The following is a 12,999-nucleotide window of genomic DNA, read 5'->3' as shown; positions in this document are numbered from 1 at the left end:
GCAACATCTTTTTGTGCGGTGCACAAAAATTACGCCTGGCACGGGAATTGCGAGTTAACAGATCGCGTCATGCGGTTAACTGCTGGATAACTGATTTCTATCATTCTAGTGTCTCCCCGGCAGTGGGGACTGCATCAATTCACGGAGGGATCATATGAAGCTCGGTTTCATTGGACGACTTGCGCGTGTCACTTTGGGTGTGCTCGCCATAAGTCTCATGCCTGCCCAGTTCGCACAGGCTGAGAAATACGCGTCCATCGTTGTCGATGCTGATACCCACGAAGTGCTTCATGCGCGAAACGCAGACGCGCTGCGCTATCCTGCCTCCCTCACCAAGGCCATGACGCTCTACATGGTGTTCGATGCGCTAAAGGCTGGCGAGATCACCCTGCAGGAAGAGCTTCCGGTGTCTCGCGCAGCTGCCTCGCAGCCCCCTTCCAACCTTCGCCTTCGCGCAGGCTCCACCATCACCGTCCGCGATGCGATCCGCGCGCTGGTCACGAAGTCTGCCAATGATGTGGCCGTTGTGATCGCAGAGCGCCTTGGTTCTTCTGAGTCGCGCTTCGCCACGCTGATGACCGCAAAGGCGCGCTCTTTCGGTATGACCCGCACCACCTTTCGCAATGCGTCGGGCCTGCCGGATGCCGCGCAAATGTCGACCGCACGCGACATGGCTATCCTCGCAGAACGCCTGCTTGAGGATCATTCGGGCTACTACCACTATTTCTCCACCGACAGCTTCCAGTGGGGCTCGCAGAAATACCCTAATCACAATGCGCTGCTTCGCTCGGTCGATGGCGTTGACGGGATCAAGACCGGTTACACCCGTGCATCGGGCTTCAACCTCATGTCGTCTGCGCGCCGCGATGGTCGCCGTGTGATCGCCATCATGTTTGGCGGGTCTTCCTCGCTCTCGCGCAATCAGCATGTCTCTGATCTTATTGAGGCCGCCTTCAACACATTTGAGACGCCGCGTCTGCCGGACACGGCACTCGCGAGCTACGCCATCAACAACATCCAGCGCCCGGGCAATATCAACGCCGCGGCCATGCCGATGCTGAACGGTGAAGTCTTCACCCCGGCCACGATTGGCGAAGGCGACGAGAGCACGCCGCTGCGCGTTGCGCCGCGCTAGGGCCACGCCAGACCAGTTTTGTAGAGTTCAGTAAAAAGCCCCGGCCGATCATCTCGGCCGGGGCTTTGTTTTAACAGCTGGCGCTTTCTCAGATAACGAGATCGGCGTCTGCAAGCTCAGGCAGCTTCAGCATCAGGACCAGTTCGCGCAGCTCTTGGCGGGCGGCAACATGGCTCATCGTAAAAGCGAAGTTCGATCCCTTCTCGGTGAGGTCGAGCAGGGTGAGACCGGCTGGGAAAAGCTCGCGGTAGATGACGCGTTCGGACAGGCCCGGCGCAATTCGAAAGCCAACCCGCTTGGACAGATTGTCCATCGCTTCGCCGACCTTCTGCTTGTTGCGTGCTTCGAGCGGTGAGGTGCGGTTGCGCATGACGATCCAGTCGACGGGGCGCTTGCCCGCCATGGCGCGTGCCTTGCGGCAGGACCAGACCATTTCCGAATAGAAGCTCGGGCGCAGGACCTGCAGCGTCTGCGGGTTCACATCGCCCAGAAGGTCGAAATCGACAAAGCTGTCATTGAGTGGCGTGATCAGCGTGTCCGCTTTCTCGTGCGCAAGGCGCGACAGGAAAGTGTCACTGCCGGGCGCATCGATAATGATTACGTCGCAGACCGTCGCCAGGCGCTGCAGCGCGTCTTCAAGACGGCCCGCTTCCTCGGCTTCGGCCTCATCCAGGCTTCGCTCTGTGCTCGCATCCACGCGGATCATGTCCGGCATGGGCAGCCTGGAGCTTGTTGTCTCAATCCAGCGATAGCGGTTTTCGAGATAGCGGGTGAAAGAGCGCTGGCGCACATCCAGGTCGATCGCGCCGACCCTTTTGCCCTGACGCAGCAGGGCGATACAAAGATGCATTGCGACAGTGGACTTGCCCGCGCCGCCTTTCTCATTGCCGATCGTGATGATTCGGCAGGGACGCGACGGCGCATCACTCATGTGCGCGCCGTCCGTATGCGCGGATCCAATGGACCCGAAGCCATCAGCAGCCATTACAGCCCCTTCCAGATTGCCCAATTGTATTAGATCGCCGGCGACGCAGCCTGTCAGGCAGGCGCGAGACCGGCAGATCGGTCAAACAAAATATTGTCCAGCCATGTCGGCTCGCTGCGTTCTGGACGGTAGGCTGTCGGGCGATCGAACAGCTCGTCATCAAACATGACATCATCCTCAAGACCGCAATGGTCGGAGAATTCGACCCGGTAATGAGATGGGCGCACTTCGATGATCGGTGCTGCGTTTGCGATATCCACGAGACAGTTGCGGAGCCTGCAGAGCGACGCGGTCAGACGTGAAAACACGTCCGTCTTGCCGACAACAGGGCGCTCGTCTTCGAAAAGCCAGTCGTCATGACCATGGCTCGTGCTCATGGAGGGCCTGCGTTCACCGAGGTTGACCAGCGGTCTTTTTAGTTTGAACGGCAGGGCCGCGCGGGCCAGAAACGTTTGCAAGAGAGACATATCGGACTTTCTCATAAAGTGAACAAATCGGCCTAATTGGTTAATACCTCGTTGAGGAAACCAGAATTCGGAGACTTCTCCAAGTGAGCATGCAGCAGGCAAAGATTGTCAGGACTCGCGCCGATTTGCAGCGTGAGATTTCAGCGGTCCACAAGTCAGGACAGCGTGTGGGTTTTGTCCCGACCATGGGCGCCCTGCATGACGGTCACATCTCACTGGTGACGAAAGCCAGGGAAAATGCCGATTTCGTCGTGGCCAGCATTTTCGTCAATCCGACCCAGTTCGCGCCGGGCGAAGACCTCGACCGCTATCCCCGTAATGAAGAGGGCGACGTTGCCCGGCTCAGCGGGGCGGGGTGTAATCTCGTCTACTGCCCAAGCGTTGAGGAGATGTACCCCGAAGGCTCCCTCACCAATGTCCGGGTTGAGGAGATGTCCGACCTTCTGGACGGTATCTACCGCCCGCACTTCTTCTATGGCGTTGCGACCGTGGTGGCCCGGCTCTTCATCCATGTTCGCCCGGACGTCGCTGTCTTTGGCGAGAAGGACTATCAGCAACTCCAGATCATCAAGCGAATGGTGCGTGATCTTGGCTTTGCGATTGAGATCATCGGTGGCACGACCTGGCGCGATGAAGACGGCCTCGCCCAGTCCTCCCGCAATGCCTATCTCAGCGAGGAAGAGCGCCGCCGCGCCAATGCTATCTTCTCGGCGCTGCACCGTGCGGCCTGTCGGCTACGGATTGGATGTCCTGTTGAGGACGCCATTAAGGAAGCCCGCGGCACCATTCTGGCGGCGGGCTTCTCAAAGCTTGATTATGTCAGCGCGGTCGATCCGGTCACATTGCAGGATCTTCCCGACGGTCCGATGGAGGCCGGACAGGACTGCCGCCTCCTCGCAGCAGCCTGGATGGGATCAACCCGCCTGATTGACAATCTGGGCGTATAGCTTGGCGTCGAGCTCAGGGCCGCGGGTATAGATCAGCGTGCCTTCAGCGATACGTGGGATCATCTCTTCGGCGACAGCACGCTCGAGTGCGGGGCAACCCCAGCTGCGTCCAATCTTCTTGCCGCCGCCATAAACATAGTCGGCGCCGTGAATGACGATGGCGCGGTCACGGGCGAGCGAATTGGCCTCATCCAGACCATCCAGACGTAGCGACAAGCCGTGCTTGCCGTAATAGGTTTCCGCCGTGACGAAGGTGCCGAGCGAGGTCATCTTCGAGCCGGAAATGTTCGAGAAGGTGTCGGCGATGCCGTCATGATCGCTGTCGGAGCCTTGGCCGTGGGAGACCAGATACTCGTCCGCCGTCATCGATTCCATGTCGATCAGGAAAAAGCGCGGCTCGCTGGAGTGACGACGATAGTCGATCACAACCATATACCGGTCATTCTTCACCGCATTGGCATGCACAGCACGTGCTGCCATGGCTTCGGACCAGAGCTCAGGGCCCATGGCGTCAGTTGGCGTTTTGGCGAAAGCGGCGGTCCCGGCGAGGGTGACGGCCGCAAGCGATAACAGGAAGGAACGGATAAGTGCTTTCATGGTTCCCAACTTGCCAAAAGAATTTGGCAGAAATTTGAAGGGAGCCACAAAAGGTTCCATGCGAACTGCAATTGATGCTGCAGGTGGGCCGGTATCAGCTTACGGACGCACTACCTGCTGAAGCTGCCGCAATCGAAGCCACCAGAGCAGCTTGAACCGCTTCAATGGCCTGAATGGTCGCTTTGGTAGAGGGCATGCTGCCTTTTGCGATCTCCTTGATGCGGTCCTTGTGAGCTTTCAGCTCCTGTTTCGCGAAATTCTTTCTCAACAGGCCCGTCTTCTCGCCAAGTGCGATGATCACGCAGTCTTCGGCCTCAGGTGGCTTGCCCTCGAACATCACCGCTTCAAGGTGACGGATCAGTTTCACTTCAGCCTCTGGCTCTGCCTCGGGATACCGTGTCCAGTTGAAGAACAGGAAGGATTGTGGGTCCGCACGAAGGATACCCTTGTCGACAAGCGCCTGCGCCTGCGTGCGAAACAGTTTAGACTTGTTGGCAAGCTTGCTGACAGCCGACTTTACCGACCGGCCATCTGCGCGCTTTGCGAGCGTTTCCAGGCATGAATCGAGGAAGACGTCTCCCGTCGGTGCGGCGTCGATCACTGACAGCTTCTTCTGTTTCACAGTATCAAGGGCTATTCGCCCCCGCAGGATAAGTTCTGCCATGGCGCTACCCGCCAGGCCGAACTCAACGAATTGCCCGCTTTTCTCGCCCGTCTCATTCTTGAGCGACAGAAGCACCAGGCCTTCAGCAATCGTCAGCGTCATTTGTAATTCTCTCCCTATCGTCTCTGTAACAGAGAGATGGGAAGAGAATTATCGAATTTCAATAATAATTCGAACTGGATCAGAAGACGCGCGGACGCTCTGCCTTTTCGACGTGAAGGCCGCATTCCGTCTTGGCCATACCGGCCCAGCGGCCAGAACGGACATCCGACGGGTCTTCTGCAGGGCGCGTGCAAGGCCAGCAGCCAATCGACGGATAGCCCTGTGACACCAGCGGGTGCTTCGGCAGGTTACGCTGCACGAAATAGCGGTCGACATCTTCCTGCGTCCAGCTTGCCAGCGGGTTCACCTTGTAGCGGCCATTGGCATGCTCAAACACAGGCAGGCTCATACGGGCGCCGCCATGAAAGCGCTTGCGGCCGGTAATCCAAGCATCAAAGCCTTCGAGCGCAGGCTCAAGCGGGCGCACCTTGCGCAGCGAACAACAGGCGTCCGGATCGGTCTGCCAGAGGCGGTCCTTCGGGTCGATGATCTTGCGCTCGGTCTCGTTCGGCTTGATTTCCTGCACATTGGTCAGGCCCAGCCGGTCGATCAGCTCATCCTTATAGTCCAGCGTCTGCGGGAAATGCAGGCCGGTCTCGAGGAAGACGATCGGGAAGTCCGGATCGACATCAGCAATGAGCGACAGCATCACAGCGCTCTCAGCGCCGAAACTCGACACATAGGTCAGCTTGCCAGCCCACTCTCGCACCAGCGAGGCGCGCAGGATTGTGGTTGCGGACGCGTGACGCAGCTCACCATTGAGGCGGGCAAGCCGCTCCTCAACGGGCTGTCTCAGACGTGTCTGATAATCGGCATATGGCATATAAGCGCCTTTAATCCTTTCCGTGCCGGCGGCGGAAAACGGGAACACGTTCATCCGCTGCTGGCTGATACACCGCTGAAAACTCTTCCAGCGCGTCTAGTACGGAAGGTAATTCGGCCCTGTCGGTCTCAAAAGCATCGAACCCTGAACGGTTCATATAGAGAATCTGATCTCGCAGGACGTGGCCGACGGCGCGAAGCTCTCCTTCATAGCCCATACGGCGGCGCAGGAGCTGCGCCTGCGAATAGCCGCGCCCATCGGTATATTTGGGGAAATCGACCTCAATCAGCGCCAGACGGTCGAGAAATTCTTCGAGCTCATGCGGGTCGTCGGCGGGCTCCAGGCGCACGCCGATTTCAGTATTTCTCGCAAGAAGAAGCTCTGTCTCGCTGCGAAAACGCGCGAGTGAAACCGTGATGCACCCACCGGGGGAGAGATCGGCTTCGTCGGGCACATAGGCCCAGATATCGTCGACTTCGCGGCGGTCCTTGATAAGTGGCATGTAAGTGTCGTCCTCGTCTCTCTACGCGCCCGCGTAGATGGCGTCCTTGAAAGGCTCCATGCCTTCGCGCTCAAACGTTTCGATGAAGGTTTCGTCCTTGCCGGTGCGAAGCTCGCGGTAGCGATCAACAAGGCGTTTCAGCGCGACCGGCACGTCTTCGGCCTTCAGGCCTGGCCCAGCAATCTGGCCGATGGCGGCTTTCTCATCAGCGCGCCCACCCAGCGTGATCTGGTAGTATTCCTCACCTTTCCGGTCGACGCCGAGAATACCGACATGGCCGACATGGTGGTGACCACAGGCATTGATGCAGCCGGAAATATTGATGTGGAACTTGCCGATATCGGCCTGGTCATCCGGGTCGCTGAACGCTTCCTGTATGGCCATGCCGACCGGGATAGAGCGCGCATTGGCGAGGTTGCAGTAATCAAGACCCGGGCAGACGATCATGTCCGAGATGAGGCCTTCATTCGGCGTCGCGAGACCGGCGGCATCCAGCTTGCGATAAAGCTCATAGACATCATCCAGCGCGACATGCGGCAGGACGACGTTCTGCGCATGGCTGACGCGGATATCGTCATGGCCATAGGTCTCGGCGATGTCCGCCATGACATCCATCTGATCGTCGGTCGCATCGCCTGCGGCAACGCCCATCGGCTTCAGGCTGACGGTGACCGTCGTATAGCCATCCACCTTGTGCGGGTGCAAATTCGCGCGCGTCCAGCGTGCGAAGCCTGCGTCAGCGGTTTTTGTCTTTTCGAAGGCTTCTGAAGTCGCCGATTTCACCGCCAGCTTTGGCGGCTCGAAATAGGCGTGGATCCGGTCGATTTCTTCCTGGGGCAGGGCGATCTTTTCAGCCGTCCGCTGGGCGGCGAACTCATCCTCGACCAGCTTGCGGAATTCCTCTTCGCCCGTCTCGGAGACGAGGATCTTGATACGCGCCTTGTACTTGTTATCGCGGCGGCCAAAGCGGTTATAGACCCGCATGATGGCTTCCAGATAATCGAGCAGCTCGCTTTCCGGCACGAAGTCAGAAACCTTGGCGGCGATATGCGGCGTGCGCCCCTGGCCGCCACCAACATGGACCTCAAAGCCGACCTCGCCGTCCTTGCGGCGCATGTTCAGGCCAATATCGTGCACCTTGATCGCTGCGCGGTCATGCTCTGCCGCCGTGACGGCGATCTTGAACTTGCGCGGCAGGAAGGCGAATTCCGGATGGAAGGTCGACCATTGGCGGATGATTTCGCACCAGGGGCGCGGGTCCATCACTTCATCCTTGGTCGCGCCTGCATAATGGTCGCTCGTCACGTTCCGGATGCAATTGCCTGAGGTCTGGATGGCGTGCATCTCGACCTCTGCAAGGTCCGCCAGCACATCAGGAATGTCCTTCAGAGCCACCCAGTTGAACTGGATGTTCTGGCGCGTCGTGAAGTGGCCATAGCCGCGGTCATACTTGCGGGCGATCTCGGCCAGCGCGCGCATCTGGCGTGGATTGAGCTGGCCATAGGGAATAGCGATCCGCAGCATATAGGCGTGCAGCTGGAGATAGACGCCGTTCTGCAGCCGCAGCGGCTTGAACTCGTCTTCCTTCAGTTCGCCAGACAGGCGGCGGGCCACCTGTCCACGAAACTGCTCGACCCGTTCCTTTACGATCCGGGTGTCGAATTCATCATACCTGTACATCGGTAACCTCATGCAGATGGGGAAGGCCGAGCTCGCGCTCGCAGCGCGCAATCCAGCCGTGAACGGCAGGAAACTCGGACACGTCAAACCCGCCCTCATGGGCGAGGCGGGTATAGGCAAGCAGCGATATATCGGCGAGCGTCATCGACTCACCGCCAGCGATCCAGTCATTGCCAAGCAGGGCAAGTTCCATCCGGCCAAGTGCGCGGCGGCCCTTTGCCATCAGGTGTGGGTCGATCTCTTCGTCGCTGCGCTTTTCATAATGCTTCTGAAAGCGGCGCACCGCGATCGCCGTCTCGTGGGAATATTGCTCCCAGAACATCCACTCCAGAACCTTGGCGCGTTCGAAAGCGTCTTCCGGTACAAGCTCGCTTCCATCGGCGAGATAGGAAATGATGGCGTTGGACTGGGCCAGCACGCGGCCATTGTCGAACTCGATGACAGGTACCTGACCGAACGGGTTGATCGCAAGGAAAGTATCCGTGCGGGTCTCGCCCTTCATGATGTCGATCTCGACCCATTCATGGTCGATGCCGAGGCGCTCTGCGACCCATTTCACTTTCAGGCAATTGCCGGAAATGCTGTCACCATAAATGCGGATCATTTCGGCACTTTCTGAAACTCAGGGTGCACTGTCGGGCCGTTCGCACGAATATTTTCGCGAAGCGTTTCGCGGCCATCGACGGCGCCGGTTTCAGTCACCTGCATGAAGTAGGGGTCAGTGACCGTGCCTTCCTGTGCCTCTGCATCTTTCAGGCGGGCCTCGGCCTCATCGCCGGTGAAGACGCCGATGCGCTGCGGGTCGTCAGACCAGCTGCCATCGCCTGCCATCCAGACGACTTTGCCAGTCAGCGTGTCCCAGGCGGTCACCGCCTTGGGCTGGTCGGGTTTCAGTTTTGGGCGGACCGAAGTCATGCCAGCGCCTCCGCTATGAATTTGTTCCGGGCCTCGGCGGGAAGACCGGCCACCTCGCCAATGATCAGCAGTGCCGGGCCCTTGATGCCATGTGTTTCTATGATCCGGGGCAGGGCCTCAAGAGAGCCAAAGCCGCGTGTCTCGTTCGCGCGTGTGCCATTCTCAATGACGGCGACGGGGGTGTCACCTGAAAGGCCAGCTTCCTGCAGCTTTTCCGAAATGACGGTCGAAGTGCCAACGCCCATGAAGACGACAACCGTCTGGTTCGGCTTGGCCAGCCCCTGCCAGTCGAGGTCCGGCACGCCGCCCTTACGGGCATGCCCTGTCACGAAGGTCAGCGTCTGGGCATGGTCGCGGTGGGTCAGCGGCAGGTTCGCATTCGCCGCGCAACCAAGCGCCGAAGAAATGCCCGGCACGACCGTCGCTTCGATGCCGGCTTCTCGCAGCGCTTCGACTTCCTCGCCGCCGCGCCCGAAGATGAAAGGGTCGCCGCCCTTTAGGCGCACGACACGTTTGCCTTCGCGGGCGGCCGCGATCATCAGTTCATGGATGCCATCCTGTGGTACAAGGTGCTCACCCTTGGACTTGCCGACGGGGACACGTTCAGCGTCGCGGCGGACCATGTCCATGATCTCATCCGAGACGAGCTTGTCGTGAAACACGATGTCGGCCTGCTGGATCAGGCGAAAGGCTTTGAGCGTCAAAAGCTCCGGGTCGCCGGGGCCGGCGCCAACGATATGGACGGGGCCGGGATCGTTCGAGCTTGCCTCATGAGAAAAACGAAGGAGCGCGATGTCCATGAGCTTCTCTGCGCGCTCATCATCGCCGCCATAAACCGCTTCAGCCACAGGCCCGCGCAGGACATGCTCCCAGAAGTGACGGCGGGACGTCTCCGAACTGATCGCGTCCTTCACAGCCGGGCGCCAGCGCTCAGCCAGTTCGGCTAGCTTGCCGATCCGCTCCGGCAGAAGCGTTTCGAGTTTCGCGCGAATATCCTTGGCGATCACAGGGGCTGCGCCGCCCGTCGCGAACGCGGCAACGACCTGGCCGCGGTCCAGAATGCTCGGCACAGTGAAGTCGCAAAGCTCCTTGCGGTCCACCACATTCACCGGCACGCCGAAAGCACGCACCAGCTCATATGCCCATTGCAGCTCTGCTTCGTCCTCAGACGCGATGATCGCAAAGCGTGACATGTCCAGCGCCTGTCCGGCCTGTTCCGGCTCGACATGCGTGATCTGCTCAACGCCCTTGGCCCAATCCGGCACGTGTCGGCTGACCAGCGCAATCTGTGCCGGGGTCTTGGCGACGAGGCGCGCCTTGCGCTCCGCATTCACGCCATCGCCGAAAATGACGATCTGGGCGCCATCCATCTGGAAGAAGGCTGGGAAGAGTTGCATCTGGACTCGCATTGCCGGGCGTTGCTGGGACTTACCGGAAAATGAGGCTTGTGACCCGCCTCCGGCAAGCGTAGACCCCTGATCCCATCGTTTAGATAAACTATGCGAGGATTTCCATGGCCGATCCGAATGATCGTCTGCCCCCGCTGAATGCGCTGCGCGCCTTTGAAGCGGCTGCCCGCCGTCTGTCTTTCAGCAAGGCGGCTGAAGAGCTGAATGTGACGCCGGGCGCCATCTCCCAGCATATCCGCCAGCTGGAGGAATATGCCGGCACGCCTCTGTTCAAGCGCACCGGGCGCAGCGTTCTGCTGACCGATGCCGCGCAGGCGAGCCTGCCGCTGGTGCGAGAAGCCTTCTCCCGCATCACCGAAGCTGGCCGGATTATGCAGCAGCCTGCACGCAAGGGCCGGGTCATGGTCTCCTGCGCGCCGAGCTTTGCCGCCAAATGGCTGGCCCCGCGCCTTGACCGGTTTCACATCTCCAATCCGGGCATCGAGGCGTGGATCTCGGCGGACATGTCGATCACCGATTTCACCACGGCCGACGCCGACTTCGCGATCCGCTATGGGCAAGGCAGCTATGATGGCCTCAAATCAGAGAAGCTGATGGATGAGACCGTGCTTCCGGTCTGCTCACCGCGTCTCCTTGAAGGCTCTGACGCGATCAAGAAACCTGAAGACCTCGCCAAGCACACGCTCATCCACGATGAGAGCACTGAGCAGGACCCGTCCTGCCCGGACTGGACAAGCTGGCTCGCAGCGCGCGGTATCGCAGATCAGGTGAATGGCCAGCGCGGTCCGCGTTTCAACCAGTCTTCGCTCGCGATTGAGGCGGCAGCTTCGGGGCGCGGTGTTGTCCTCGCCAAGCGCGCCATCGCATCGTCGGACATGGCGGCAGGCCGTCTCGTGGCGCCTTTCGCGGATGGATCGACCAGTATCGACTTTGGCTACTGGGTCGTCTGGCCGAAGGGGCGTCATCAGTCAGACGATGTCCGCGCCTTCATAAAATGGATCAAGGCCGAAGCCGCCGCAGGCGAAATCCACGGCGTCTGAACTTCGCGCTTCAGCCCAAAAGCAAAGCGCCGCCGGTTGATGAGACCGGCGGCGCTTCTTTTTAAAATTGTCAGGCTGTCTAGCTGACCGTGCCCGGGACCGGGATTTGCGCAGGCGCGCCCGGGCCAAGATCGATGCCGAGGAACAGCCAGATCATCATCAGCGCGACACCGGTGATGAGCATCCAGATCGAGTACGGGATCATCATCGCGGTCAGGCTGCCGAGGCCGAAATTCTTCTGCCAGCGCTGGGCGAAGACCAGGATCAGCGGGAAGTAGACCATCAGCGGCGTGATTATGTTCGTTGCACCATCGCCAACGCGGTAGGCCGCGGTTGCACCGTCCGGGCTGATCCCGACCAGCATCAGCATCGGCACCAGAACAGGCGCGAGCAGCGCCCACTTCGCGCTGGCAGAACCGACGAACAGGTTCAGTGCAGCAGAGAAGAGGACGATCAGGCCCAGAACAGCCGGGAGTGGCAGGCCGCTATTATTGATCGCGTCCGCGCCGTGCACAGCCGAGATAAGGCCAAGGTTCGACCAGCCAAACATTGCCACGAAGTGCGCGGCTGCAAAGGCGAGGACGAGGTAGTAGCCCATATCCTTCATGCCGCCCGCCATCATGTTGACGAGGTCGCGGTGGTTCTTGATCGTTCCGGCAGCCGAGCCGTAGGCCCAGCCTGCCGCGAGGAACAGGATCAGGAAAGCTGCCACAAGCGAGCGGAAGAGAGGACCAGCCTGCACATACCAGGCGGCGTCTTCATTGCCGGGGCCATCAGCCAGAAGCGGCGTGCCCGGCCCGATCGTCATGAACACCCAGAGAAGCGCGACGCCGAGAATGGCGAGACCTGCGCGGCCAAGGCCCTTCTTTTCGCCTTCGGTCAGCGGGCGGTCTTCATCGCCATAAGACTGCATATCGCTGTCTGCGTCCGGCTTCCATTTGCCAAGGCGTGGTTCGATGATCTTGTCGGTGACCATCCAGATGACCGGCAGGTAGATGAACAGAAGAACCGCGATGAAGTACCAGTTGCCGGCGAAGTTCACGCTCCAGCCGCCGTCAATATTACTGGCCTCATAGGCGCTCTCGGTAATACCAAAAAGGAGTGCGTCGAGCTGGCCGGGTGTGATGTTCGCAGAGAAACCGCCGGATACGCCCGCGAAGGCGGCCGCGATCCCTGCCAGTGGGTGGCGTCCTGCGGAGGCAAAGATGATCGCCGCCAGCGGGATCATCACGACATAGCCCGCATCGGCGGCGTGGTTCGACAGCATAGCGATCAGTGCAACCAGCGGCGTCAGCATGGCCTTTGGCGCATTGCGCACAGCGCCCCGGATCGCGCTGCCAAAGAGGCCCGACCGTTCTGCCACGCCAGCGCCCAGCATCACGACCAGCACATAACCGAGTGGATGGAAGTGCGTGAACGTCGTCGGCATCTCGACCCAGAGCCGCTGGATGTTCTCAGGCGAGAACAGGCTTGCAGCCTCTTCCAGCTGCGGCGTGCCATCAGGATTGGTCAGGCTGGGGTGAAACGCAGAAACGCCGAGCCAGGCACAGATCTGCGAGACGATCATCAGCGCGATGATCAGATAGAAGAAGATGAAGACCGGGTCGGGCAATTTGTTGCCCGTTTTCTCGACCCAGCCGAGAAAGCCTTTCTGATCGCTACTAGCGGTCTGGTCTGACATGCCCTCAATTCCCTCATATGTTTGAATGGCGCGACCCTAGCCGTGTCCGGCG

At 59.9% G+C, this 12,999-nt stretch carries 14 protein-coding genes; 3 read left to right on the top strand and 11 right to left on the bottom strand.

Going from position 1 to position 12,999, the window contains the following annotated elements:
• Positions 1 to 154: 154 nt before the first annotated feature.
• Entirely contained in the window at positions 155 to 1,135 is a 981-nt protein-coding gene (locus tag D1222_RS00970; RefSeq protein WP_119452375.1) for a D-alanyl-D-alanine carboxypeptidase family protein, read from the top strand.
• Between the two features lie 88 nt (positions 1,136 to 1,223).
• Here D1222_RS00970 and D1222_RS00965 read toward each other — a convergent pair whose 3' ends face one another.
• Positions 1,224 to 2,120 carry a division plane positioning ATPase MipZ gene (locus D1222_RS00965; protein ID WP_119452374.1) on the bottom strand — a complete coding sequence of 299 codons (897 nt, stop codon included), beginning with the start codon at positions 2,118 to 2,120 and terminating at the stop codon, positions 1,224 to 1,226.
• A gap of 53 nt (positions 2,121 to 2,173) precedes the next feature.
• Complete coding sequence (locus tag D1222_RS00960) at positions 2,174 to 2,497, bottom strand: hypothetical protein (protein ID WP_147371789.1); 324 nt, start codon at positions 2,495 to 2,497, stop codon at positions 2,174 to 2,176.
• Positions 2,498 to 2,676: 179 nt separating this feature from the next.
• Between D1222_RS00960 and panC the strand changes: the two genes are divergently transcribed.
• Entirely contained in the window at positions 2,677 to 3,534 is an 858-nt protein-coding gene (panC, locus tag D1222_RS00955) for a pantoate--beta-alanine ligase (RefSeq protein WP_119452372.1), read from the top strand.
• Here the strand turns inward: panC and D1222_RS00950 are convergent.
• From D1222_RS00950 to cysG, 8 genes are all read right to left on the bottom strand, one after another.
• Entirely contained in the window at positions 3,502 to 4,131 is a 630-nt protein-coding gene (locus D1222_RS00950) for a murein L,D-transpeptidase catalytic domain family protein (protein ID WP_182481826.1), read from the bottom strand. The genes panC and D1222_RS00950 overlap by 33 nt on opposite strands.
• 94 nt (positions 4,132 to 4,225) lie before the next feature.
• Positions 4,226 to 4,897: a GOLPH3/VPS74 family protein gene (locus D1222_RS00945; protein ID WP_119452370.1), complete on the bottom strand. Its 672-nt coding sequence runs from the start codon at positions 4,895 to 4,897 to the stop codon at positions 4,226 to 4,228.
• Between the two features lie 79 nt (positions 4,898 to 4,976).
• The gene (locus D1222_RS00940) at positions 4,977 to 5,720 is read right to left on the bottom strand and encodes a phosphoadenylyl-sulfate reductase (protein WP_119452369.1); all 744 of its coding nucleotides are present in this window, start codon (positions 5,718 to 5,720) and stop codon (positions 4,977 to 4,979) included.
• Between the two features lie 10 nt (positions 5,721 to 5,730).
• Positions 5,731 to 6,222 (bottom strand): DUF934 domain-containing protein, encoded by a 492-nt coding sequence (locus D1222_RS00935; protein ID WP_119452368.1) that lies wholly within the window; start codon positions 6,220 to 6,222, stop codon positions 5,731 to 5,733.
• Positions 6,223 to 6,243: 21 nt separating this feature from the next.
• Entirely contained in the window at positions 6,244 to 7,902 is a 1,659-nt protein-coding gene (locus D1222_RS00930) for a nitrite/sulfite reductase (protein ID WP_119452367.1), read from the bottom strand.
• Positions 7,889 to 8,506 carry a glutathione S-transferase family protein gene (locus D1222_RS00925; RefSeq protein WP_119452366.1) on the bottom strand — a complete coding sequence of 206 codons (618 nt, stop codon included), beginning with the start codon at positions 8,504 to 8,506 and terminating at the stop codon, positions 7,889 to 7,891. The genes D1222_RS00930 and D1222_RS00925 overlap by 14 nt, the downstream gene beginning before the upstream one ends.
• A complete protein-coding gene (locus D1222_RS00920) occupies positions 8,503 to 8,817 on the bottom strand; it encodes a DUF2849 domain-containing protein (RefSeq protein ID WP_119452365.1) in 315 nt (104 codons plus the stop codon). The genes D1222_RS00925 and D1222_RS00920 overlap by 4 nt, the downstream gene beginning before the upstream one ends.
• Entirely contained in the window at positions 8,814 to 10,214 is a 1,401-nt protein-coding gene (gene cysG, locus D1222_RS00915) for a siroheme synthase CysG (RefSeq protein ID WP_119452364.1), read from the bottom strand. The genes D1222_RS00920 and cysG overlap by 4 nt, the downstream gene beginning before the upstream one ends.
• Positions 10,215 to 10,330: 116 nt before the next feature.
• Between cysG and gcvA the strand changes: the two genes are divergently transcribed.
• On the top strand, positions 10,331 to 11,266 hold the full coding sequence (gcvA, locus tag D1222_RS00910; RefSeq protein WP_119452363.1) for a transcriptional regulator GcvA: 936 nt from the start codon (positions 10,331 to 10,333) through the stop codon (positions 11,264 to 11,266).
• Between the two features lie 79 nt (positions 11,267 to 11,345).
• Here gcvA and D1222_RS00905 read toward each other — a convergent pair whose 3' ends face one another.
• Complete coding sequence (locus tag D1222_RS00905; RefSeq protein WP_119452362.1) at positions 11,346 to 12,947, bottom strand: AbgT family transporter; 1,602 nt, start codon at positions 12,945 to 12,947, stop codon at positions 11,346 to 11,348.
• Positions 12,948 to 12,999 lie beyond the last annotated feature (52 nt).

The sequence above is a fragment of the Henriciella algicola genome (assembly GCF_003576245.1).
Classification (GTDB): Bacteria; Pseudomonadota; Alphaproteobacteria; order Caulobacterales; family Hyphomonadaceae; genus Henriciella; species Henriciella algicola.
The sequence above is the reverse complement of the archived record's forward strand: the minus strand, read 5'-3'. Positions and strand labels throughout refer to the sequence as shown.